Origin of the sequence: Peribacillus sp. NPDC101480 (genome assembly GCF_050277335.1) — a bacterium.
In the GTDB taxonomy this organism is placed as follows: domain Bacteria; phylum Bacillota; class Bacilli; order Bacillales; family DSM-1321; genus Peribacillus.
This window is the reverse complement of the sequence record NZ_JBNNSB010000004.1, coordinates 81,886-106,264: the sequence shown is the minus strand read 5'-3', so window position 1 is coordinate 106,264 and position 24,379 is coordinate 81,886. Positions and strand designations below refer to the sequence as shown.

The window sequence follows — 24,379 nt, the reverse complement described above, 5'->3', positions numbered from 1 at the left end:
TCGACCTACACCGCAATTTATTCGACCTTCCACGAATTATTCGACCTACACCATACTTTATTCGACCTCTATACCGTACTTTTTCCGACAAACTAAAAAGGGCCGGTTAAGCGCCCGGCCCCTTTTTTCTAAATTTCCATCTCTTTAAAAATATCCGTTTCCTGACTTGCATTCAAGCTTAGTACATCCTCTACATCTTGATAAGATTTCCCATATAGGTCATCATCTTTGTAGGTATGGATTTCAGAATAAATCTCTTTCATGAAATCAAATACGTCTTCTTCATCAACCGATGGGTTTGCTGGCCAATATAGGATTTCCATAGGCGTATTCTCCTTGGTGGCAAGGGATTTTCTGCTGTAGGTAATTGAAGAGGCATGCTGGAATCCTTCCCTTTTATAAAATTTCAGCCTTTTCAATGTATCGTCATCATTTTCTTGTACTGGTTCTACTTCCAGCAAGATCGTTTTCTGCTTTTTTTGCAATTTTTGAATTAATTTCCTTCCTAGTCCCTGCCCCCTTGAATTCTTTGATACAAAAAGGTAATCAACGAATATAAACTCTTCTCCTTCCACATATAATAAAACATGATCGGGACCTTCATCCTTTTTATATATTTCCTGCTTATCTTCTAAAAGAACTTCTATATGTTCTTTGGACTTCATTTCTTCAATAGGGAAATACTGGTTCAGCTTATCATACCAATTCATAAATTAATCTCCTCATTTGCTAGATTATACTTTCCAGATTTTTTCTTATCCACTACAATGGAACTTGAATAGCTTGAAAATATTAGGAGGGTTTTGATGATCAGTTACTTTTTGGACTTTTTTTTAGTCGCTGCTTGCGTTATTGGCATTACAGCTGTGAATGGCGTTGTGACGAATGGCATCGGCGAAAAATGGTTTGGCGGGAAACGTCACTCTCATATTTTCGATCAATCCAAACGAATTCAGTCAGGGTGGAGTAAAGTTGGCGGGAATAAAAAGCGGTAATTCAGAGAGAAATTGGATGACCGGAAGTTCTTCCAAGGTCATCCTTTTTTTCACGGGGTATAGTCTACTCCCTTTGTATATCGATTTGCCGCATTCCATAATAAGTATTCATCAATACCATTATCGTTCAATGCTTTTATTTGGGCTTCCACTTCTTCCTTTCCGTACCTTTGGTAATTCCCTTCACCTAAATATGAGGCAGTAAAATCTTGTAGCCAAGGTCTTGAAGTAGGTGGGGTTTTTAATTCCTTCAGCTTCCCGTTCTCCAATTTCGCATATTCCTTAACGAGATTATAAGGCTCCAAATCAGGCTTATCGATACCAAAATAAGATGTCCAGTGACTCGGATAGATCATCGAGGAAATTACATCGACATTCTCAGAGATTTTTGTGAAGTTTTGCCCTATTCCGGGAGCTTCAGGCAATGTAGCTGCATATCCAAAAATATCCACAGATACTTCCACATCATATGGCTCCAGTTGTTTCCTCGCATAACTTACGAAATCTGTCACTGCCTGAACCCTTTTGGCTGTATGACTCACTTTCGCTTCATCATATTCACCGACATCATATTTCAAATCATCTTCTTTATTTTCGAATCCTTCGGGAAAACGGACATAGTCAAATTGAATTTCTTTAAACCCCATCTTTGCCGCTTCAATGGCAATACCGACATTATAATCCCACACCTCTTTTAAGAATGGGTTAACGAAGGCTTCCCCTCGACCATTCCTCCAAACCTTTTCGCCATCTAAAAAAGATAATTCAGGCTTCTCTTTGGCCAAAAGTGAATCTTTAAAGACGACTACCCTCGCAATCGGATAAATCTGTTTATCCTCCATTTTTTTCAGCATTGCCCTTGGATTTTTTATGTAGTCTTTACCAATCCCAGCATATGGAGAATCTGGATCTTCGGTTTTAAACGTAACGTTCCCCTTGTCATCCTTAATGTCAATGACCATTGCATTCAAGTCGGTTTCATCTACATATCTAATAAGTTCATTCAATTTATTGCCGCCCGCTGCAGGCCCTGTCACATATATTCCGCGCACAGCATCCGGATAGTCGAATTTCAACCCCGAATCAAAAACAAAACGCGGTACGCTCGCAGGCAATTCTTTATTTTCTAATGCCACCTGCCTGGTTTCGTTCATGCCTTCTGCATGAACTGGCTGTTGAATCAGGAATATGCACATTCCTGTCATCAACCATTTACACATTGGTTTCATTTTCTCCACCTCATTCGCCATCAGTCATCAATATTCAACAAATATAATAAACCCCTTTCTTTAATACCACAAACAATAAACTTTACTCCTATATATTATAAATAATTAAAAAAACTGACTTACAAAATGAGAATACGTTCAACAACGCGGTTATTCCCTTGTGAGTATCCTTCCCTAAAATGGTCCACTCATTGTGAAATATGTTAAACGGATTGATTTTCCTTGAACCCTTCATTTCTTCCATATCTAAAAAAAGAAGCGGAAAATCCGTTCTATTGGCTTGTTTGCCGTTTCGATTATACATTTAATATGAATAAATGCTAAAATACAGTATAGTGGACATTTCGTATTCTTAAAAATGGCATCGATACAGGACAAAACGGCCCTCCACAAGATTTAAATGAGCATTTCCCCATCACAGGAATATGCACATTTCTTTCAAAGAAAGTGGATTCATTTTCTATTTATCCTTACAATAATGAAGAGCGAATATCCATTTATCAATAAACGCATTTAGAGGAGTGACTAGCAGTTGAAAAGGATTTTCTCCGGCATTCAGCCATCCGGTTCCGTTACTTTAGGAAATTACATCGGAGCAATGAAACAATTCGTTAACTTACAAAATGAATATGAATGTTTCTTTTGTATTGTTGACCAGCATGCAATTACAGTTCCACAGGATCGCATTAAGTTAAGGAAGAACATTAAAACATTGGCCGCTTTATATTTGGCCATTGGCTTAGATCCTGAAAAGAATACCATCTTCATTCAATCAGAAGTACCAGCACATGCCCAGGCAGGCTGGATTTTACAGAGTATATCCTATATTGGGGAACTTGAGAGAATGACGCAATTTAAAGACAAATCAACTGGCAAAGAAGGGGTTTCCGCAGCACTGCTTACTTACCCGCCGTTGATGGCTGCCGATATCCTCCTTTATGGTACAGATGTGGTTCCTGTCGGGGAAGATCAAAGACAGCATCTTGAATTGACACGCGATTTGGCTGAACGGTTCAATAAAAAGCATAATGATATATTTAAAATCCCGGAAATCAGCCTCCCTACAGAAGGGGCCCGTATCATGTCCCTTCAAGAACCAACCAAGAAAATGAGCAAATCCGATCCTAATAAAAAGGCAACGATAGCCTTATTGGATGATCCTAAGCAAATCGAAAAAAACATCAAGAGCGCAGTTACCGATTCGGAAGGAATTGTCCGTTACGATAAGGAAAACAAAGCGGGTGTTTCCAACCTTATGTCCATATATTCCATCTTCAGTGGAAAAACCTATACAGAAATTGAAGAGATGTATGAGGGCAAAGGTTATGGTGACTTTAAAAGTGATTTGGCTGAGGTGGTTCTTGGAGAAATCCTGCCAATTCAGGAACGCTATAATGAATTGATCGATTCGCCTGAATTGGATGAAATTCTGGACCGCGGTGCAGAAAAGGCGAACATTGAAGCCAATAAAATGATCAGAAAAATGTATAATGGCATGGGACTTGGCAGAAAGAGATAAAAAAAAGACGATCCTCAACGGATCGTCTTTTTTTCATAATATCGATGGGCTATCGCCAGCCTCCACTTGCCACAGCTTTTCAAAAAAAGGCTGCCCCTTCACAAGGTTTTCACAAAGTTGAAGATGCTTCTCTGACCAGCCTTCCTTCATTTCTTCATATAATTCAAGCCAAGCTATCTGAAAATCCATTTCTTGAATGCTTTCATATTTCTCAGGAGCCCATTCTGTATACCAATAGCGGATTTCAGCAGTGTTTTTCGCCGTGAATAATTGGTCCATGGCCATGAATAGCAATTGCTTAAGCTGTCTTTCTTTTCTTGTCAAACCGTTCATGAATAAGGGAGACGGCGACAAAATATGATATTCTTTCTCAGATGTAGGTTTTTCAGTAAAGGTGTAATCCATCTCATCATGGTTTTCTATCATGTCATAAACAATTTGTTCCTGCCGAGGAATTATTCTGCTTTTCCTAATCGGAATATGATACCCTATCGTATCAACAGCTAAGATTCCATTTCCGTCAGTCACGATAAAACAATAGTCGAGCTGAATTCGTTCATGATTTTTCCTTGCATATGCTTTTTGATATACATCATTCAGCAGTGGCTTAGGTAATTCTGACAAGTCGTTTTCTATGTAGTGGAACAATGTTGATGACACTTTCAACAAAGGAACTTGATCTAGTAGTTCGATCCCGTCATCCTTCCTCCATTCATGAAAATGACAAATATTATAGCCGTTTTCTTCTCCTTCAAACCAGTTAACCCATACATCATGAAGATATAGCATCATTCATCCCTCACTTAAACAAATTTCTGTTTGTCAATCAGTATAGGCAGGAACCATACAATTTATTCCTATTCTAGAAAACAGATTAAGAAAAAAAGAACGTATATATTAACTCTTTTTAGATAGGAATTCTTCAGATTGAATAATGAACGATTTTTTCACAGAGAGTTTCTCAGAATTTTTCACCAGGTAATAGCCACTACAGTATCCAAGCATATATGGATATCCTTTCATCCCGAGCAGAAGTGTATCATGAAGAGGATCTGTACGTTTTATCGTGTGCTTTTCCTCTAAATGCTTGCTCCAAAATTCTCTTAGTTTATCTTCCTGATATAACTTAGTCCAATTTGCTAAAAATTTTGTTCCTAAATATTTCCCCACCGTTCTTTCCGCCAGTCCTTCCATGATCATCGTATCCAGGAGAGTGAATTCTTTTTGGTCCTTTTTCAAATGATGCAGACGGCAAACATGATGATATTCATGAATCAACAGCGCTTCCATTTCCTTTTCTGCTATCCCCTTTCCGTAAAAAAGGAATAGTTTATCTTTAAATGCCAGCCCTGACTTCGTTTCAACTTTTTTATTCCATATCCCTGAAGACATCAGCGGAAAAATATATATGGGAACATCAGGCCCACCCCATAGCTTCTTATAAGCTGTAAACAAGCTTTGTGTTTTTTCCCAGACATTATTTTCGTTTAAGTCTTCCCATGTTTGTTTTGTTTTTTGATTCGGCGAATACATGCCATGCTTCAATAAATGGTGATAAATCATGTCCGCATCAAGGGTATTGTTGAATGTACTTTTAACTCTTTCCATCATCTGGACCGGGCGGTTGAAATCCTTCTTCATCCATTCATTGGTTGAAATGACTCCCATTTCCCATACACCTCCGCTTCTATTGACTATCGTATGATTTAATGAAGGCAGTTGACACATTTTATATCCCTTGTATTTGCAATTTTCCCTTCAACATAAAAAGAGCAAATCCCTAAAGATCTGCTCTTCCTTCAAACTTATTGATATTTTTTGAAAAGAATAGTTGCGTTATGCCCACCGAATCCAAGTGAATTACTGATGGCTGCACTGATTTCGCCCTTCCTTGCTTGATTCGGGACATAGTCCAAATCACACTCAGGGTCTGGTGTTTCAATATTGATGGTTGGAGGCAAAATGCTGTCCCTGATTGCCTGAATCGTGAAAATCGCTTCCACACCGCCTGCTGCCCCTAACATATGGCCCGTCATCGATTTAGTGGAACTTATTGCAAGTTTATTAGCATGGTCGCCAAAGACTTCTTTGACTGCCATCGTTTCGTATTTGTCATTGTAAGGCGTACTCGTTCCGTGGGCATTCACATATTGGATGTCTTCCGGATTCAAACCTGCATCCTCGATTGCAATTTTCATCGCTCTTGCCCCGCCTTCTCCACCTGGTGCCGGAGCGGTAATATGGAAGGCATCTCCAGTTGAGCCATAGCCAGCTATTTCAGCATAAATCTTGGCTCCTCTATTCAATGCATGTTCAAGATCTTCCAGAACGATGATTCCAGCTCCTTCGCCTATTACGAAACCATCACGGTTAAGGTCAAAAGGACGGCTAGCCGTTTGTGGATCAGGGTTTGTCGATAAAGCCGTATTTGCACAGAAGCCTGCAACCGACATTTTTGTGATTGGCGCTTCGGCCCCGCCTGTAATCATCACATCGGCATCGCCCCGCTGAATGGCTTTAAACGCATCACCAATTGAATTAGTTCCTGTAGCACAGGCTGTTACCGTACATGAATTGATTCCTTTTGCACCCAGTAAGATAGAAACCTGGCCAGCTGCCATATCCGGAATCATCATTGGTACGAAAAATGGGCTTACACGTTTGTATCCTCTGTTTAAAAAGTTTTCATGCTGTGTCTCAAGTGTCTCCAGCCCGCCGATACCCGAACCGATCCAGACCCCGACACGTGCAGCATTTTCATCGGTTATTTCCAGCTTGCTATCATTATATGCCATAACGGAAGCTGCAATTGCATAATGGGTAAAACGGTCCATTTTGCGTGCTTCTTTACGATTTATATATGTTTCTATATCAAAATCCTTGATTTCAGCAGCCACTTTAACGGGATATTCTTCAGCATTCAAACGAGTTAAAGGTCCTATCCCCGATTTCCCCTCGATTATATTTTTCCATCCAGTTTCTGCATCATTACCAACTGGAGAGATTGCTCCAATACCAGTTACAACTACACGGCGATTAGTCATTTAAAAATGGCTCCTTCCTATTTTTAAAGCTCTTACGTTTTGCTTCTTCTTTTATTTACCCCACCTAAGAGCGATCGCTCCCCATGTAAGGCCACCACCAAAACCGACCATGACGATTAAGTCATTATCCTTGATTCTTCCTGCTTCCATTTCTTCCACAAGGGCCATTGGAATGGACGCTGAAGAAGTATTTCCATATTTATGGATCGTTTTTGTCATTTTTTCAAGCGGGAGATCCAAGCGTTCCCTAGAGGCTTCCATAATTCGTATATTAGCTTGATGCGGGACAAGCAGATCCACATCTTCTTTAGTCAAACCAGCTTTGTCCAAGACACCCAGGCTGGATTCACCCATCTGACGGACAGCAAATTTAAATACTTCACGGCCATTCATATGAATGAAATCTCCTTCTTGTAATAAGTGCTTCCCACCGGTTCCATCTGCGCCTAATTCAAAGGAAAGGACTCCTTTGCCTTCAGATACAGGTCCAAGTACAACTGCACCAGCTCCGTCACCAAAAAGTACAGCAGTATTGCGGTCTTCCCAATTGGTTACTTTCGAAAGTTTTTCAACACCGACAATCAGCACATGCTTATATGCACCTGTCTTAATAAATTGCTGTGCCGTGATCATTGCATACATAAAACCGGCGCATGCAGCACTTACATCCATTGCTGCTGCCTTCATCGCTCCCAATTTCTCTTGAATCATGCAAGCGACTGAAGGAAACGACTGATCCGGTGTAACAGTGGCTACAAGAATTAAATCTATCTCTTCAGCCAAAATTTCCGCATTTTTCAATGCAGCTTTTGCGGCTTCATAGGCCATATCTGATGTATCAATATCATCTTTGGCAATTCTTCTTTCCTCAATACCCGTCCTAGTCCGAATCCACTCATCGGAAGTGTCCATAATTTTCTCTAGGTCCGCATTTGTAACGATTTTGTCGGGTAAGTAGCGGCCAAGCCCTAGTATTCCAGCATTCATCTTGCCATCCCCTTATATTTTAATGAGTTATTATAATCATCTATTATTACCTGGTACTAATTTTATATAAAAAAAGACTTCCTTGCAAGAGTTAACAATTTGAAAAGCTAAAGAAATCTCTTTCGGAAGTCGGACAAGCGCCTATGCCAAGGGAAATTTGGGACATACATTATAAATAAAAGGAGAATAGGAGGAATTCATTTTGGACATCTTCAATCGCAACCGGGAAAGAAACACGGATGATCATTTTTCTAATTTGATGTTTGGCAGGAAAAATGAACTGGAGCAAGAGGAAGCGCAGGTTGATTACATGCAATTGATGGCGAGCTTTGAAACATTGATGGGCTTATACAGTCAATACAAACCGACCATTGATAAAATCAATCTGAGCCCCTTGATCGCCAAGTTCTTGAAAAAAGAATAAAAAAATTCAAAGGCTGCCCTTTTAACGGACAGCCTGCCTTTAATTAACGCTGAGCATCTTGTTTACCAAGCTCATAAGCTTCTTGCATAACGCTTTTAAAGAGCTCCATGAATGGCTCTGCCATCTCCATTGAGAATGGAATCCCGCTTGCTTCAAGCTTCGCTTTAGCCTCTGGGAAGTATTTCATGGCGATTCCCATAAATTCAAGAGTTTTATCTGAACTCATTCGCATTTCCCCCTATCTTTTGAATATTCATCAATTGATCATTTTGATGCCAAAATAAGCTCAATATTATCATAATTCCACTGAACCCTTTCGTAAAGGGCGTACATATAAAATCATGAATATCTTTTGATGTAATTCCTATCCTTGAACATTATAGTACAAGACATATAGATTAGAGGCAAATATACAGTTTTGTCCTTCCCGAATAACAAAAATGTCAATCACGCTTTCTCCACGTTTTAAGTAAGTTTAATCGTTTATTATGTTTTCTCTGTAATGCAATGCCTTCTTCCGGTTCCATTTTGCATTGCACTTCAAATATTGTTCCTTTATTGATTTTTGTTGTTGAAGTGAATGAATCCATACTTTCACCAAATATTAACTTGGCACATTTATCCCAATGATCGTCGATACTGCTGCACAATTGGATGTCCCTATCGGAACTTGTGGCAAGCACCGCTTCCAAAGCATTTACAAAATCAGTGATGTAGAGAGCATCTCCGTTATATTCGGCAGCAATTGCCGCTTTGATATCAGACTGTCCAAGCTGATTGATTCCAGCTTCAAAGCTCATGCCTTCCGATTGCCAAGGTCCATAAATCGTCGGTAAAAATATGATTTTTGCAGAATCCATTTCACGAATCGAGCTTAATATCGACTGAAATATACCGACCTCTTTTTCAATGGGCATGAAAAGAACGAAATTTGGCGTTTCATTCTTGCCATTTTTTTTGCATTTCTCGATGAAGGAAACGATTTCTCCTATTACAAAATCGATTTTGTCCATTTTTCCGCTTTTAATATCGTAACAAGATATGAACACCGTGTCCTGCTGTGAAATATTCAATAATTTAAGTTTATTTATCGGAAAGTATAAATAATTTGAATTCCTGCCTATTTCAAGTTCCTTTTCTTCCTTAATATATTGACTTGCTTCGGAATCATCCCAATCGATTCCGATTACTTCTTCACCTTGGTTCAAAAAGAATTGAGTCACATAGAATCCCACGAATCGATAAGTGCCAATGACAATGTTTGTTTGCATAAATACAGCCTCCTCGTATGCCATCAAGCCCACTTCACCCGGCACGTCTAGTTTTTTTAGATGCTGTATCGTATGCAAACTATTGTAAAAATATATCTCTTCTCATAAAGTCTCTTCATTCTCATTGAAAAACTTCTGTATTTGATAGGGGATTTTATAACGTTTTTCGGGCAATATATACGTCAGCTGCAAGTCCGCTTTTCTAGCCAGCTGGATTTGCCGATAAAGGGAGGCTTGCTCTTTCCGTAAGCTTCCAAAAACCTGAATCACTTTCATGGGGATATTCTCTGCGATCATTGAATCTTCAGTGTCCTGTATATGCTGTGCACATTCTGCCGGATCGAGCTCATATGCAGCAGCGACCTCGGACAGCCACTTTTTATAGAAGAACTTATTTTCCTTTTCTTTCTCCAGTTGTGCTTTCAAGGAAAAAACCGGGTCTATCAACACGACGGACCGTATTTTATTTCCAAGTTCATTCATTAACTTTAAGGCAAGGAGCGCGCCTGTCCCCTCTGCCAATATATGAACCCTTTGATTGACTATTTCTTTTTTCATGAACAGAATATATAGGTTAAGGGAAAGCTCGAGTGCTTTAGGACTGCCCCAGTTGGCTCCGTAAAAATTGGATGAAAATAGGGTGTATCCGTATTCCTTTAAATATTCCAATATCTGCAGCCTGCCAGGATGCTGCAGCCAAAAGCTGCTGTCTTTTTCGACAAAATGACTACGGTCTCCAATTACCATTACGGAAAAACCACTGGGCCGCTCTGGATAATAGATGATATTCCATTGGTCATCAATTTGAAAAGTTCGTTGTTCCATCGTTCAAACTCCTTTAAGGAATATTACTACTACTATATTAATTTATGACGAAAAATAGAAAGGGTCAGTGGAAACGCCTAACTTCTTATCTTAAATTAACCAAGCACGGAGTTTTTGCTTTTATTTTTTCCGTATGATTTCCCTTTTGAAGTTTGAAACCAACTAGTCTGCCTGAAAAAGTTCTCTTATTATTTAATGTATTGGATTATTTAAAGGTTATTATTAAAAACACGTTTTAACTGTATATTAATTATGGTAAGATAAAAATGAATGTAGTGGAATGAGGTGAAATTCGATGCGTTATGCTTGGTCAATTTTTTGGACATTCTTATTAGTGCATATGACTGTATATGTTGTTTCTTCCATGATCGGAGTTTCATACGATGCTGCGCAGGGAACTATTTTAGGATTAGCTGCTGCTATCCTGATTCTTATCATCCCTGCTATCTTGCCTGCTGGGCCAGCTAAAGACTCTCATCAACATTAAGAAGCAAAAGAGGACATCCTTTATAGGATGTCCTTTTTGTTATACCGTACTTTGCTTACTGGTAAACTACATTTCAACGTTTTTATATGAGAACCAATTCATCATGATCATGATCAATTGTTATTCCTTCTTTAATCTCAACAGTCCCGGCAATGATTTTACGGGCGATTTTCGTTTCCAGATGCTTTTGGATGAATCGCTTCAGCGGTCTTGCCCCATATACCGGATCATATCCCTGGTCCGCAATGAATTCCTTAGCCGCTTCAGTGACGTTAAGGACTATATTTTGTTCAGTTAACCTTACTTGTAATTGATGAACCATTTTATCTACGATTTCAACGATTTCTTGTTTCGTCAGAGGTTTGAATAAAACAATGTCATCAACGCGATTTAAAAATTCCGGACGGAAATGCCCTCTTAACTCTTTAAAGACCTGATCTTTTATTTCTTCTTCAATGCCGCCATCCACCCGGTTGGACTGCAATAAGAAATGGGAACCGATATTGGAAGTCATGATGATCACCGTATTTTTACAGTTGATTGTTCTTCCTTGGGAGTCTGTTATCCTTCCATCATCCAGCATTTGCAGCAAAATATTGAAGACTTCCGGATGCGCCTTTTCAATCTCATCCAATAATATGACTGAATATGGGTTTCTCCTAACAGCCTCCGTAAGTTGGCCGCCTTCCTCAAATCCAACATATCCAGGAGGTGCACCAACAAGGCGGGACACGGAATGTTTCTCCATATATTCCGACATATCGATTCGAATCATATGTTCCTCACTATCGAATAACGTTTCTGCCAAAGCTTTTACCAATTCGGTTTTACCTACACCCGTTGGCCCAAGAAAAATGAATGAGCCGATTGGTCTGTTTGGATCTTTAATTCCAGCCCTTGCTCTTAAAACAGCATCGGATACGAGTTCCACCGCTTCTCCTTGACCTATTACGCGTTCATGAAGGATATCAGATAGGCGAAGCAGCTTCTCCCTTTCACTTTCCACCAGCTTGCTAATCGGAATCCCCGTCCACCTTGCAACAATCGAGGCAATTTCCTCCTCCGTCACTTCCTGGCGAAGCAATCGTGATTCCTGTTTTTCCTTTTCCAATTCGTCTTCCATTGCGTCCAATTCTTTTTGAAGCTGCGGAATCCTTCCATGCCGAAGTTCAGCTGCCCGGTTAAGGTCATAGTCATTCTCTGCTTGTTCCAGTTCATGACGCAATTTCTCAAGCTCTTCACGTTGATCCTGCACCTTTTGAAGCGCTGATTTCTCCATTTGCCACTTCGATTTCATGCTATTCGCTTGATCCTGAAGTTCTGATAGTTCTTTTTGAAGCACTTCCAGTCTCGCCCTGCTTTGAGGGTCCTCCTCATTCTTCAAGGCGGCCTCTTCAATTTCAAGTTGCATGACTTTTCTCGTGATTTCATCCAACTCGGATGGCATTGAGTCTATTTCCATTCGGATCATCGCACATGCTTCATCCACAAGATCTATTGCTTTATCCGGTAAAAATCGCTCCGTTATATATCGGTTCGAAAGGACAGAGGCCGCAACGATCGCCCGATCGTGTATCCTGACGCCATGGTGAATTTCAAACCGTTCCTTTAATCCCCGCAAAATTGAAATCGTATCTTCAACATCCGGTTCGGGAACCAGAACCTGTTGGAAACGGCGTTCCAGAGCCGGATCCTTTTCAATATATTGCCGATATTCATCAAGGGTCGTTGCACCGATACAATGCAGCTCACCGCGTGCAAGCATCGGCTTTAACATATTTCCGGCATCAAGGGCGCCATCCGTTCTTCCTGCACCGACAATTGTGTGCAATTCATCAATGAATAATAGAATTTTACCGTCACTCTTCTTGATCTCATTCAAGACCGCTTTTAGGCGTTCCTCAAATTCACCGCGGAATTTGGCGCCAGCGACAAGCGCACTCATATCCAGTGAAAAAACGGTCTTGTCCTTTAATCCCTCAGGCACATCCTTCCTGACTATCCTTTGTGCCAGCCCCTCGACGATGGCTGTTTTACCTACTCCGGGTTCTCCTATTAATACAGGATTATTTTTCGTTTTACGTGAAAGGATCCGGATGACGTTACGGATTTCCGTATCACGGCCGATTACGGGGTCGACATTCCCCGATTTAACCTCAGCAACGAGATCTCTCCCGTATTTTTTCAGTACTTCATAAGTGCTTTCAGGATATTGACTAGTCACTCGCTGATTCCCCCTTATATCGTTTATTACCTGTTTTGCTTTATCATAATCAATTCCATATGATGAAAAAAGCCTGTTCACATTCGTTTTATTGTCCTGCAGCGACGCAAGGAGTATATGTTCGACAGATAAGTATTCATCCTCCCACATCTGCATTTCCTTTTCGGCAGCCGTCAACATTTGCTGCAGGGAGGATGACATGTAAACCTGGGAAACACTCCCGCTCACTTCCGGTAATCGATCCAGTTCCTTATTTAGCTCTATATCAAATAGATTCATCGGTTTACCAGATTCCGATAAAATCCTGATTAATAAACTTTCATCCTGTTCCATTAATGTTTTTAATAAATGAAGCTCCGTCAGCTCGGGATTCCCTCTATCTTTGGCTAGCTCCTGGCCGCCGATGAACGCCTGTTGGGTTCTCTCCGTCATTTTATTAATATCCATCTTAAAACCTCCCATTCATCTATATCATGAACGAATCCCCACTCAGTTTGACCAAATTTGACCTTTATATTTTCATTATACTTCTAATTTTCCCCATGTAAAGAAAAGTTACTAAAAATGCAGGAGTATGGAAGACAAACGGAAAAAACCCTTCTTCATATAGAAGAAAGGCTTTTTCCGTTTGTACAATTTGGTTGATTTCCTATCCAGGCACTCGCTTTCCGCGGGCGGTCCGGGAGCCCCCTTGGCGCCTTTACGCCTGCGAGGGCTAGTAAACCCGCTCCAATCATCTTTGTTTTAACTTTTAGATGCATGGATGAAACAAAACGGATTATGCTTTCACGGCCGTTTTATTATAACCATGAAATTCATCGATGAATTGGAAATCCTTATCCGTCCGACCTGCAAGGATCGTATCTCGGAGCAGAATGCCTGCATCGGTCGTGTTGTGGATGATTTCCCCCCACATTCTTGCGCTCGATTGAACATTAGCCGTGCGCGGTATGCGTTCCTCTTGATATTCCAAAAATGCCTGTTCAATGTCATTCCCATGCTTATGAAGCATATCCGACAAATAAGCTGCATCTTCTAAAGCCTGGCAAGCTCCTTGTGCCAAGTATTGAAGCATCGGATGTGCCGCATCTCCCATAAGCGTAATTCTTCCTTTTGTCCAATTATCAATTGGTAAACGGTCATACATTGGCCAACGGCGTTGCCTTTGAATGAATGAAATCGCATTCTGAACAAGCTCACAAGTTCCGGCAAACACACGGTCCATTTCTTCCGGGGTTCCCCATTGATCTGTTTTTTCGTTTTCTTCCGTATATTGAGAACTTTTGAAGACCACTACTTGGTTGTACAGTTCTCCCCTTCTAACCGGATATTGAACAAGATGAAGGTCTGGGCCAATCCACATATAAACATCATCTAAATCTCCATGGCTCGTAACCTCTTCCATCGGGATCGCTCCCCTGTATGCAACATATTGTGAGCAGACCGGCTGATCTTCCACAAAAAGTTTCCGTGCCTTGGACCATAATCCATCGGCTCCAATGACAGCAGTTCCTGAATGTTGGGACCCGTTGGCAGAAGTAACCGTCACTTCACCTTCATTTTCTACTGTCTCAATAATGGTTTGATTCGTAACCAGTTCGATATACGGGTTCTTTTCACATGCTTCAGCCAGTACTTTATGCAAATCGGACCGATGCAAAACAACATATGGAGCTCCATATCTTTCTTTATAAACATCACCTAAATCCAAAGCGGAAAGCTCTTTTCCGGAAAATGCATCCATCAGCACCAACCTTTTTGGAAATACTGCAATTTCATTGATTTTATCCATGACGCCTAAACGCTGCAAGACGTTGGTGGCATTTGCTGCGAGCTGAATGCCTGCACCGATTTCGCCAAACTCGGGAGCTTGTTCAAGGACTTTTACATACTGTTTTGTTTCTGCGATTCCTAAAGCAGTTGCCAATCCGCCAATTCCCCCACCGATAACGATGAATGGTTTATTTTCTGTGTACATCATAAATTCCCCCTATATTAGTTGCTATTAGCCAATGTTGCGGACCACACACAGTAAGCGTTTTCATTCGACTGGCATTCCATATATTCATCAGGACCTAAGCTGAAGATTCCATACAGATTATTTTCAAACCAAAACAGGCTTGAATTCACTTTCAACCTTTTGGTAACCATTGTTTGCGTCTAATGCCTGTTGCTGCTCCAAATCGAATCTCTCCATTATTGGTAGGTCGTTTACCGAGAATAAGTAAGAATCCGCTTCTGCAACGTGCTCATGCCATGCCCAATTTGGAACGACGAAATAATCTCCCTTGGACCAGTCAAAGCGCACTCCATTAATGACCGTATAGCCTGATCCTTGGTGCACTTGATATATTGTGGAATGGGTATGGCGATGTGCTTTCGTATGGAAACCTTTCGGAAGCTTCTGCATCCATGCCCCCATCGTCGGATTGGCCGTTTGGCCATTTGATGGATTGATATATTCAACGGCGAAACCATCATATGGGTCCGGTTCGAAATTCATTAATCCTTCTATCGCTGCTTTGGTCCCTTTCCACTTGTAGTTGGCAAGCGGTGCCACTTGTGAATAACGGTCGGATACTGGACGAACCATTCCGCCTTGATAACGGAGCTCTGAAAAATTATCGGGCCGTTTAGGCGTTTCAATCCGATCAGGATATGGTTCAAAGAAGGTGCCGCCTATGGAGTAGATGGTTGGGATATCAAGGGCATCCATCCAAATCATCGGTTTATCGCCAACATGTCCATGACCATGCCATAGGTTTTTAGGCGTGATCAAGAAATCTCCTTCTTCCATGAAGATCCTTTCTCCCTGCACGATGGAGTAGGCACCTTCACCATTCGTGATGAAACGAAGTGCACTTTGGGAGTGACGGTGGGAAGGGGCCACTTCACCTGGCAGCAATAGCTGGACCGCTGCATATAGCGTTTGTGTTGTCGAAGCCCATCCCCAAGGCTGACGATAAGTGAGTCCAGGATTCTGAAAATAAATGGCCCTGCGCTCGCCACCTCGGTCAGGTGTGAATATTTCAGCTGCTTCCATCAATTTTTTTGTCAAAAGCTCTTCTTTCCATAAATAAGCATGCGCATGAGGTTTAGGTTCATGGTCCATCAGAGCGGGAATGGCTTCCCACAGCGGCCCAAGGTTATACTGCTGAATATCCTTTGTAAAATCTTTTACGATTGTACTATTCATGTATTCCGATTTTTCAGCCATATTAATCCCTACTTTCTTTTTTATCTTGCCTCACTGGATTTTAGAAAGATTTCGCTTTATTTGATCATAGTGTCCTGAAACATGCTCATCGATGAAGTGATCGACAATATAAGAAACTGGTTTGTTTCCGAATTTAGCGAAATTCCGGTGTGGCGATTCTTTGGATAGTGTTTCTTCATCTAAATTCCCGAGACTGCTCTCCACTTTATATTTAAGCTCCTCCACTTGCTTCATGACATCTTCGACAGCAAGTTTGTCTGTATCGGTGACTGCTGCCAAACGGGCTGGATCTTGCAATCCACGCCCCCATTCGGCTCCTGGCATCGCTATTACAGTTTCCACTTCACCTAACCAATAAGGAATGGCTTCAGCTAAATGGGAAAGTATCTGCATGATTGACCATTCATCCTCTGCTGGTTTAAATCGAATCGTTTCTTCCGGTAGGTTTGCCGCTGTCTCAAGAATGTGGTCGATTGATTGTTGAACCGATTGGATTGATGTCCCGATTTCCTGATAAGCCATTTTATTTTCCCTCCCCGACACGTCGCACACGGTTTTCAAGATAACCTATTTTGTCTATTTCGATTTTGACAACGTCACCATCTTTTAAGAACACTTGTGGATCACGTGCTACTCCTACCCCACCCGGTGTTCCTGTGAGGACGATGTCACCTGGTTCAAGAGTCATTAAGTTCGATAAGAATTCAACTAGATACTTCACATCGAATACGAAGTTGGATGTATTCGTTTTTTGGCGTTCTTCACCATTTACCGTTAATCGGACATTTAAGCCAGATGGATCGGAAAGTTCATCGGAAGTGACTAACCAAGGCCCCATCGGAGCGCTTCCTTCAACCGTTTTCCCTTGTAGCCACTCAAGTGTGCGCCGCTGGATATCACGGTAAGTGACATCATTCGCAATTGTATAACCAGCTACATAATCAAGAGCATCTTCTTTAGAAACATTACGTGCCCTTTGTCCGACTACAAAAGCGAATTCCGCTTCATAATCCAGTTGTTCAGAGATTGGGAAAAACGGTATATCATCCTGGGGACCGATTACTGTATTGGCGAACTTTGCGAATACCACAGGGAATGGCGGCAGTTCACGCCCCATTTCAGCAATGTGCTCACGGTAGTTATGTCCGACACAAATAATTTTGCTTGGCTTTTGGACAGGGGCCTCAAGCTTTATATTTTCAATTTCATGTACCAATTTATGTCTGAAGGAATCACGATTGTTAATAGCGTAGTCCGCAGCCTTTCGCGCTATGGAAAGGCTTTCATTCCCTCCCTGTAAAAACTCCTCCATTGTTGCAGGGACATACGCGTCAGCAATTTGTTCACTGCGAAGTTTCCCTTCGCTTTCAAGAAGCGCTTGATAAGCATAGTTCAAGTCAACTACTACATTATTCGGGTAAATTGCACCAATACGTTTAAAGCCTTGACTGCTGAAAGTTACTAATTTCATATTTCATTCTCCTTTATTTATCTGGATTTTTTTAATACCTCTTTTTGATGCCACCATCCTGATTCAGCTGGATTCGCTTCGAATACCAGTATTTGAATGACTGTACATCTTCTTAATTTCACTTATAGATAACATTGTTCACTATTTATATAAATAATAACTCAATTTTCGGAATATTGTCAAGAAAGTATTGCAAATTTTTGTACAAATGTTATCATCTACACCATTATCAGCACTTCGGAATCAATAAAAACTGCGCTAAAGTTATTTTTTTAATAGAAAAGGATATTGATAGATTCAAGCAGCCGGCGGTTTTTCTGCTAATTTTCATTTAAATTTTACAGATTCTGATATACTAGACCTAAATTAAAACAGATTAGGGAGATTGATTTATGGAAATCGTAAAATCCGGTTCGACGATTCAATCATTACAAATAGGGATGAGCATCATAGATTTACTTGCTTCCCAAAGAACTCCTTTAAGATTCTCTGATATACAGGAATTAACGGAAATAACGAAAAGTAACCTCTATAAGTATTTGAATACTTTGACTCAACTGGAGCTACTATATCGCGATAAGACAACCGGTATGTATCATCTTGGGAGCAAATTGATTCAATACGGAATGGCAGCGATAGGAAATGAGGATGTAACGAGCAGAATAACTCCTTATTTACAGGAAATCAGTCACCATACTTCTTGCACGGTCCTTTTTTCCGTTTGGACATACGACGGACCAATAACTGCAAAAATATGGAATTCCAACCAAAACTTAAACATCGGGGCACAGTTAGGTACGCGACTCCCGCCATCATCCTCTTCCGGAAAGGTATTCACTGTATTTCAGGATCCTTCATTGACAGCGGAATGGATTGAAAAGGATCGTAATGTTACAGGCTCGTTCCTTAAAGAAACAAATGAATATGATGAAATTCGGAAATACAAAATAGCTTTTGCCAAAGAGCCACTTGTACCATCCGTTTCATCCATGTCCATTCCGGTTTTTAATTATAATTCGGAATTATTGGGGGCGATCACTGCCGTTGGGTTCACTGAGAGCATTCCTGATCATTATGAAGATCCTTTAAGCCATTATTTAAGGAAGTGCTGTTTGGAAATCTCGAATATATTCGGTTATTCCGCTGAATAGAAAAAAGCAGGAAGAAGGATTGCGATCATTCCTTTTTCCTGCTTTTAGATGTTTCATGGCTTCCGCTTATATGTCCATATCCGGTTATGATTGGATGTTTCAGGAAAAGAATCCCCTGCATCAAGCTTTACCATTTTCGGATTCACTACCGTACTGCCCGTTTCACCGATTTCTACGTAGGTCCCATTATTCGGAGCCTTCTGACCTGGCTTAAATTGACGATTTTGCCCCATAGATCTCACCCCTTTACATGCTTTCCCTGTTATTATTACCAGGTTCCTTCCTTTCATGTCAGAAAAATTAGGAAAGCGGCTTGAATCAAAAAAGCGTCCGCTCAGAGAGCAGACGCGTTTTTTTGGTTAAGACATTAAGTCCACTAGGACCGCCTTTTGGGCATGGAGACGATTTCCGGCTTGGTGAAAAACGACGGAATTAGGTCCATCGATGACTTCAGCCGTAACCTCTTCCTCCCGATGTGCAGGCAGGCAATGCATGAATAAGTAATCTTCTTTAGCAAGTTTAACTAGCTCACCATTTATTTGATAATCTTTAAAAGCTTCCAAGCGAATACCATTCTCTATTTCCTGCCCCATGGAGGTCCAAACATCGGAATAGACGATATCTGCATCTTTTATTGCTTCCGAAGCTGAGGTTGTCACCAAAATTTCACTGCCAGTCTCTTCTGCCACTTTTTTAGCATATGCGACGACCTTTTCATCAGGTTTGTAGGCGTCAGGACATCCAATGGAAAAATCCATTCCCATTTTTGCACAGCCTACCATTAATGAATTGGCGACATTATTGCCATCACCGATATAACTCATCTTCAAGCCTTTTAGCTGCCCTTTTATCTCGATGATCGTCAAGAAGTCAGCAAGCACCTGACAAGGATGGGCAAGATCTGTTAACCCATTGATGACTGGGATAGAAGCATTTTCTGACAATTCCAGGATTTTCTCATGCTCAAAGGTACGAATCATGATGCCATCAATATATTCAGAAAGGACTTTTGCAGTATCGGAAATAGTTTCACCACGTCCAATTTGCAAGTCATTGCCACTCAGGAACAAAGCATGTCCGCCAAGCTGCATCATGCCCACTTCAAAAGAAACACGGGTACGGGTAGACGATTTTTCAAAGATCATCCCCAGCGTTTTGCCTTTTAAAGGCGTATATTCTTCACCAGCTTGCAATTTGCCTTTAATGGTCTGCGCCAGTTTTAACAAATCTGCAATTGCCGTTGGTGTAGACTCCTTCATTGTCAAAAAATCTTTTCCATTTAAAATCTTCGCTTGTGTCGGTGCCGTCATTGAACTCATACGTGTGACACTCCTTTCGAATATGGTACAAGCCATTCCTGAAGTGAGTTCACCCCTGGATCAGCATTTTCTACCGATTGTAGATAGGCCTTGAACGTCTCTTCTTCCGTAAATGCAAGCAGTCGGTATTTCGCTGCAAGTAACCTTAGCTTCTTATCTTCCTCTGTCGTTCCATATGCCAAAACTACCGCCGCATTTCCTTCATTTAACCATTTATCAAAATCCGAATTCCCCAATATCAAACCTGCTTCTTTGATTTGGTCTAACAAATCTTCACTTAATTGGACAGATTCTGATTGATAAACACCAGTAGTATGTTTAGCTTTTTGAGCATGGAATACTTTTGTCAAAGCTTCATTTACCGTTTCCCCGATGGCGATCCCTTCACCCGTTGATTTCATTTCCGGACCTACTTTCGAATCAAGTCCGCTTAGGGCAAATGTAGAGAATACGGGATATTTGACGACTGCATATGGAATTTCATCCATTAAGCCCGTTTTTTCGAACGCGTTCGACAATGAATATTTCCCAAGCAATATTTTTGTCGCTATTTGCACCAAGGAAACATCGGTCACTTTACTGATGATTGGAATTGTCCGACTTGCACGAGGATTCACTTCCAATACATAAACACTATTTCCCTCAATCACGAATTGGATGTTCATAAGTCCTTTATAACCAAGTTCACTAACTAGTTTTTTAGCATAAAGGGTCATTTTATCTTTGATATCATCCGTTAAGGATTGAGCTGGCAATAATGCCATGCTATCCCCTGAATGGACGCCTGCTTTCTCTATATGTTCGGCAATGATGGGAATGTATACATCATTTCCATCCGCAATCAAATCGATTTCGGCTTCCTTTCCTGGAATATAGGAATCGATCAACACTGGATAGACAAGTGCCGTTCCATTTGCCATTCTATTCAACAAGCTTTCCTTGGAGCGGATGATTTCCATTCCCTGGCCGCCAATTACATAGGATGGGCGTAAAAGCACCGGAAAGCCGATTGCCTCTGCACTTGCAATTAATTGTTCATCACCATTAGCCATAGAACCCGGTACATGCGGGATATCCAGTTTTTGAAGAAGCTGATAAAAACGATCACGATCTTCTAATTGATCAAGTGTATCGAAGGAGGTCCCCAACAAATTGACACCGTATTCTTCCAGGCCTTTTGCCAGGTTTATCGCAGTCTGCCCACCAAATTGGACGATAACATCTTTAATATCTTCCGCTTCTATTACATTAAGAACATATTCAAGAGTCAACGGTTCGAAATAAAGGCGATCTGCCGTCGCAAAATCCGTGCTTACCGTTTCCGGATTATTATTGATCATGATCGTTTCAACATTTTCATCCTGGAGTGCATAAACACCGTGAACCGAACAGTAATCAAATTCTATTCCCTGCCCGATGCGGATCGGACCGCTGCCAATCATCAAGACTTTCTTTTTATCAGTTTTTTTCTGTTCGTTCTCACCAAAATATGTTGAATAGTGATAGTTCGTATGTGATTCGAACTCGGCTGCACATGTATCAACTGTTTTGTAGACAGCCGTAAGGCCCAGTGATTTGCGGTGTGCTCTCACTTCCATCTCACTTACTTTCCATACGGAAGCAAGATAGCGGTCGGAAAAGCCCTTTTCCTTGTATGTCTGCAGTTCATCCTTTGTTACCTGATCGATTGCCTTAGATTCAATCTCAAATTCGTAATGGATCAATGACGCAAAGGATTTAAGGAAGAAATAATCTATGGCTGTCGCTTCATGGATTTCTTCAATCGTCACGCCTTTTCTAAGCATTTCAAAAATGACAAATATTCGTTCATCGGATTTTTCGGCAAGCTTTTCCCAAAGTTCAGGAACCGATTTATTTTTCAGCGATGATAGCTGCAGCCCAATCGTTTTCAATTCCAAAGAATCGACGGCCTTTTGAACTCCCCCTTCAAAGCTGCGGTGTAAAGCCATCACTTCACCAGTCGCCTTCATCTGTGTTCCCAATTTGCGGTTGGCGGTCGTGAATTTATCGAATGGCCACCTCGGAAACTTCACCGCTACGTAGTCAAGAGCAGGTTCGAAGCTTGAGTATGTGCTTTTAGTTACTGGATTGATGAGTTCCGATAAATCGTAGCCGACAGCGAGCTTTGCGGCAATGCGTGCTATCGGATAGCCTGTTGCTTTGGAAGCCAGTGCCGATGAACGGCTGACGCGCGGGTTTACTTCTATTAAATAATATTGCTTGCTATTCGGATCAAGGGCAAATTGAATGTTACAGCCGCCTATGATACCTAAAGCAGAAATGATTTTAATGGATGCGGCACGCAGCATCTGAAACTCATCGTCCGATAAAGTCTGTGATGGTGCCACGACGATCGAATCACCTGTATGGATCCCTACCGGATCGATATTTTCCATATTACAGATGGTAATGCACGTATTGTTTCCATCTCGCATAACCTCATATTCGACTTCCTTATAACCAGCTATGCTTCTTTCAATCAAGCATTGTGTAATCGGGCTTTCTTGAAGTCCGCCCCGTACAAGTTCCTTAAAGATGTCCAGTGAATCGGCAATACCACCGCCAGTTCCGCCGAGTGTATAAGCGGGACGAACGATGATGGGGAAACCGATTTTGTCGGCAAAAGCCAGCGCTTCTTCAAGTGTATGGACAATCGTACTGTCGGGAACGGGTTCACCTATTTCAAACATCAACTCACGGAACAGTTCACGATCCTCCCCTTTTTTGATGGAATCGATCGGGGTTCCCAATAATTTGACATTATATTTTTCAAGTACTCCAGCATCATCCAATTGATAAGCAAGATTCAATCCTGTTTGACCGCCTAATGTAGCGAGCAGGCCATCCGGCTTTTCTTTGGAAATGATCTTTTCCAGTACATCAACTGTTAAAGGTTCGAAATAGACAGCATCCGCATTCATATCATCAGTCATGATCGTTGCTGGATTGTTGTTGACCAGTATGACTTTATATCCTTCTTCCTTTAAAGCAAGGCAGGCCTGTGTACCTGCATAATCGAATTCGGCGGCCTGCCCGATGACAATCGGCCCCGAACCAATCACTAAAATGGTCTGTATCGTGTCGTCCTTAGGCATAAGCTTTTTCTCTCCCGCTATAATCATTTATCATTTGTAAAAAGTCGTTGAATAGTAATGAACTCTCGATAGGTCCTGGATTAGCCTCTGGGTGGTACTGGGTAGTGAAGATTGGCAAGTCTTCATGCATGAGCCCCTCAACCGTGTTATCATTCACGTTTCTGAACCTCACCTGCAGTGATGTTCCTTGCAGGCTCGGTTCATCAACCTCATAACTATGATTCTGAGAACTCATATACACCTTTTTCGTTTTCAAATCGACCACGGGCTGATTCGCACCGCGATGTCCAAACAGCATTTTTTTTGTATTTCCGCCTAAGGCAAGGGCCGTTAATTGATGACCGAGGCAGATGCCCATCGTTGGAAAATTCGTAATGATCTTTTTAATGTTTCCTAAGAGGTATTCAAGCTGTTTTGGATCCCCAGGCCCATTTGAAAGCAAAATGCCATCTGGCTTCAAGTCCTTGATTTGCTCGAATTCCGTATCGAATGGTACGACAGAGACTCGGCAGCCTTGCTCGACCAATGAATCCAATATGGATTTTTTATAACCGAAATCCATCATCACAACGTGCTTGTCGCCTTCCCCAAAGCTCTCGATAACCTTTGTGGATACCTCAGCTACATGGGCTGATAAACCAATCAGGCCGGGTGCGACAGTATATTTTTCTTCTGCTGTGATGACTGCCTGCATGGAACCTTCCTGTCTTATATTCTTAACGACCGCTCTTGTGTCAACATGGCTTAAAAGAGGGATGTTCCACTTGTCTAAATATTCACCAAGTGAATATTCAGCCTGATAATGGGAATGGCTCATATTCCCTTCATATACAATCACACCGGCAACATGCGGCTTCTTACTTTCAAAATCATGTTCATTGATTCCGTAATTTCCGATTAGCGGGTATGTGAAGATGACAATCTGGTCCTTATATGAAGGATCTGTCAACACTTCTTGATATCCGGTCATTCCTGTGAAAAAGACAATCTCTCCAGTGATCGTTTTTTCAGTAGATTTAGTCAGCAGTTCCCCTTCAAAGACGGAACCATTCTCTAAATATAGATAGCTTTTCATGATCTTCACCTCTTTAGATGATGTA

Annotated in this window: 23 protein-coding genes; 5 read left to right on the top strand and 18 right to left on the bottom strand. The window is 41.2% G+C overall.

What is annotated here, in order from left to right; all coding sequences use genetic code 11:
- Positions 1 to 128: 128 nt before the first annotated feature.
- Positions 129 to 710 (bottom strand): GNAT family N-acetyltransferase, encoded by a 582-nt coding sequence (locus tag ACQKMF_RS14795; protein ID WP_402941375.1) that lies wholly within the window; start codon positions 708 to 710, stop codon positions 129 to 131.
- 96 nt (positions 711 to 806) lie between these two features.
- Here ACQKMF_RS14795 and ACQKMF_RS14790 point away from each other — a divergent pair, with 96 nt between their 5' ends.
- Positions 807 to 995, top strand: coding sequence for a hypothetical protein (locus tag ACQKMF_RS14790; protein WP_101224111.1), 189 nt, complete (start codon positions 807 to 809; stop codon positions 993 to 995).
- A gap of 50 nt (positions 996 to 1,045) precedes the next feature.
- On the opposite strand, the gene ACQKMF_RS14785 is transcribed toward ACQKMF_RS14790, so the two are convergent.
- Positions 1,046 to 2,191, bottom strand: coding sequence for a putative glycoside hydrolase (locus ACQKMF_RS14785; RefSeq protein WP_230177444.1), 1,146 nt, complete (start codon positions 2,189 to 2,191; stop codon positions 1,046 to 1,048).
- A gap of 565 nt (positions 2,192 to 2,756) precedes the next feature.
- Here ACQKMF_RS14785 and trpS point away from each other — a divergent pair.
- Complete coding sequence (trpS, locus tag ACQKMF_RS14780; protein ID WP_101224113.1) at positions 2,757 to 3,743, top strand: tryptophan--tRNA ligase; 987 nt, start codon at positions 2,757 to 2,759, stop codon at positions 3,741 to 3,743.
- 33 nt (positions 3,744 to 3,776) lie between these two features.
- Here trpS and ACQKMF_RS14775 read toward each other — a convergent pair whose 3' ends face one another.
- The 4 genes from ACQKMF_RS14775 to ACQKMF_RS14760 form a co-directional block, all read right to left on the bottom strand.
- Positions 3,777 to 4,532, bottom strand: a complete 756-nt coding sequence (locus ACQKMF_RS14775) for a YjbA family protein (protein WP_034314514.1) — start codon at positions 4,530 to 4,532, stop codon at positions 3,777 to 3,779.
- Between the two features lie 108 nt (positions 4,533 to 4,640).
- Positions 4,641 to 5,411, bottom strand: a complete 771-nt coding sequence (locus ACQKMF_RS14770) for a DUF2268 domain-containing protein (RefSeq protein ID WP_260356932.1) — start codon at positions 5,409 to 5,411, stop codon at positions 4,641 to 4,643.
- 137 nt (positions 5,412 to 5,548) lie between these two features.
- A complete protein-coding gene (gene fabF / locus ACQKMF_RS14765; protein WP_101224115.1) occupies positions 5,549 to 6,787 on the bottom strand; it encodes a beta-ketoacyl-ACP synthase II in 1,239 nt (412 codons plus the stop codon).
- A 51-nt stretch (positions 6,788 to 6,838) separates the two neighbouring features.
- Complete coding sequence (locus tag ACQKMF_RS14760) at positions 6,839 to 7,774, bottom strand: beta-ketoacyl-ACP synthase III (RefSeq protein WP_101224116.1); 936 nt, start codon at positions 7,772 to 7,774, stop codon at positions 6,839 to 6,841.
- A gap of 202 nt (positions 7,775 to 7,976) precedes the next feature.
- Between ACQKMF_RS14760 and ACQKMF_RS14755 the strand changes: the two genes are divergently transcribed.
- Positions 7,977 to 8,198 (top strand): hypothetical protein, encoded by a 222-nt coding sequence (locus tag ACQKMF_RS14755; RefSeq protein ID WP_427573851.1) that lies wholly within the window; start codon positions 7,977 to 7,979, stop codon positions 8,196 to 8,198.
- 43 nt (positions 8,199 to 8,241) lie between these two features.
- On the opposite strand, the gene ACQKMF_RS14750 is transcribed toward ACQKMF_RS14755, so the two are convergent.
- From ACQKMF_RS14750 to ACQKMF_RS14740, 3 genes are all read right to left on the bottom strand, one after another.
- Complete coding sequence (locus ACQKMF_RS14750; RefSeq protein ID WP_034314525.1) at positions 8,242 to 8,424, bottom strand: ComZ family protein; 183 nt, start codon at positions 8,422 to 8,424, stop codon at positions 8,242 to 8,244.
- Positions 8,425 to 8,641: 217 nt separating this feature from the next.
- The gene (locus tag ACQKMF_RS14745) at positions 8,642 to 9,469 is read right to left on the bottom strand and encodes a hypothetical protein (RefSeq protein ID WP_427573849.1); all 828 of its coding nucleotides are present in this window, start codon (positions 9,467 to 9,469) and stop codon (positions 8,642 to 8,644) included.
- 102 nt (positions 9,470 to 9,571) lie between these two features.
- Complete coding sequence (locus tag ACQKMF_RS14740; protein ID WP_402941365.1) at positions 9,572 to 10,294, bottom strand: hydrolase; 723 nt, start codon at positions 10,292 to 10,294, stop codon at positions 9,572 to 9,574.
- Between the two features lie 295 nt (positions 10,295 to 10,589).
- Between ACQKMF_RS14740 and ACQKMF_RS14735 the strand changes: the two genes are divergently transcribed.
- Complete coding sequence (locus ACQKMF_RS14735; protein WP_402941362.1) at positions 10,590 to 10,781, top strand: YjzD family protein; 192 nt, start codon at positions 10,590 to 10,592, stop codon at positions 10,779 to 10,781.
- Between the two features lie 82 nt (positions 10,782 to 10,863).
- On the opposite strand, the gene clpB is transcribed toward ACQKMF_RS14735, so the two are convergent.
- The 5 genes from clpB to ACQKMF_RS14710 form a co-directional block, all read right to left on the bottom strand.
- Complete coding sequence (gene clpB / locus ACQKMF_RS14730; RefSeq protein WP_427573846.1) at positions 10,864 to 13,452, bottom strand: ATP-dependent chaperone ClpB; 2,589 nt, start codon at positions 13,450 to 13,452, stop codon at positions 10,864 to 10,866.
- 331 nt (positions 13,453 to 13,783) lie between these two features.
- A complete protein-coding gene (locus ACQKMF_RS14725; RefSeq protein WP_101224121.1) occupies positions 13,784 to 14,983 on the bottom strand; it encodes an FAD-dependent monooxygenase in 1,200 nt (399 codons plus the stop codon).
- A 126-nt stretch (positions 14,984 to 15,109) separates the two neighbouring features.
- Positions 15,110 to 16,222 (bottom strand): cupin domain-containing protein, encoded by a 1,113-nt coding sequence (locus tag ACQKMF_RS14720; RefSeq protein WP_101224122.1) that lies wholly within the window; start codon positions 16,220 to 16,222, stop codon positions 15,110 to 15,112.
- Between the two features lie 30 nt (positions 16,223 to 16,252).
- Positions 16,253 to 16,744, bottom strand: coding sequence for a DinB family protein (locus tag ACQKMF_RS14715; RefSeq protein ID WP_101224123.1), 492 nt, complete (start codon positions 16,742 to 16,744; stop codon positions 16,253 to 16,255).
- A gap of 1 nt (position 16,745) precedes the next feature.
- Complete coding sequence (locus ACQKMF_RS14710) at positions 16,746 to 17,693, bottom strand: fumarylacetoacetate hydrolase family protein (RefSeq protein ID WP_101224124.1); 948 nt, start codon at positions 17,691 to 17,693, stop codon at positions 16,746 to 16,748.
- 392 nt (positions 17,694 to 18,085) lie between these two features.
- On the opposite strand from ACQKMF_RS14710, the gene ACQKMF_RS14705 reads away from it, so the two are divergent.
- Positions 18,086 to 18,844, top strand: a complete 759-nt coding sequence (locus tag ACQKMF_RS14705; RefSeq protein WP_101224125.1) for an IclR family transcriptional regulator — start codon at positions 18,086 to 18,088, stop codon at positions 18,842 to 18,844.
- 53 nt (positions 18,845 to 18,897) lie between these two features.
- Here the strand turns inward: ACQKMF_RS14705 and ACQKMF_RS14700 are convergent, their stop codons facing one another.
- The 4 genes from ACQKMF_RS14700 to ACQKMF_RS14685 form a co-directional block, all read right to left on the bottom strand.
- The gene (locus tag ACQKMF_RS14700) at positions 18,898 to 19,077 is read right to left on the bottom strand and encodes a YjzC family protein (protein ID WP_034314546.1); all 180 of its coding nucleotides are present in this window, start codon (positions 19,075 to 19,077) and stop codon (positions 18,898 to 18,900) included.
- A gap of 126 nt (positions 19,078 to 19,203) precedes the next feature.
- A complete protein-coding gene (gene argF, locus ACQKMF_RS14695; RefSeq protein ID WP_048686903.1) occupies positions 19,204 to 20,163 on the bottom strand; it encodes an ornithine carbamoyltransferase in 960 nt (319 codons plus the stop codon).
- Complete coding sequence (locus ACQKMF_RS14690) at positions 20,160 to 23,279, bottom strand: carbamoyl phosphate synthase large subunit (RefSeq protein WP_427573842.1); 3,120 nt, start codon at positions 23,277 to 23,279, stop codon at positions 20,160 to 20,162. The genes argF and ACQKMF_RS14690 overlap by 4 nt, the downstream gene beginning before the upstream one ends.
- Positions 23,272 to 24,354: a carbamoyl phosphate synthase small subunit gene (locus tag ACQKMF_RS14685; RefSeq protein ID WP_101224127.1), complete on the bottom strand. Its 1,083-nt coding sequence runs from the start codon at positions 24,352 to 24,354 to the stop codon at positions 23,272 to 23,274. Before ACQKMF_RS14685 ends, ACQKMF_RS14690 begins: the two co-directional genes overlap by 8 nt.
- Positions 24,355 to 24,379 lie beyond the last annotated feature (25 nt).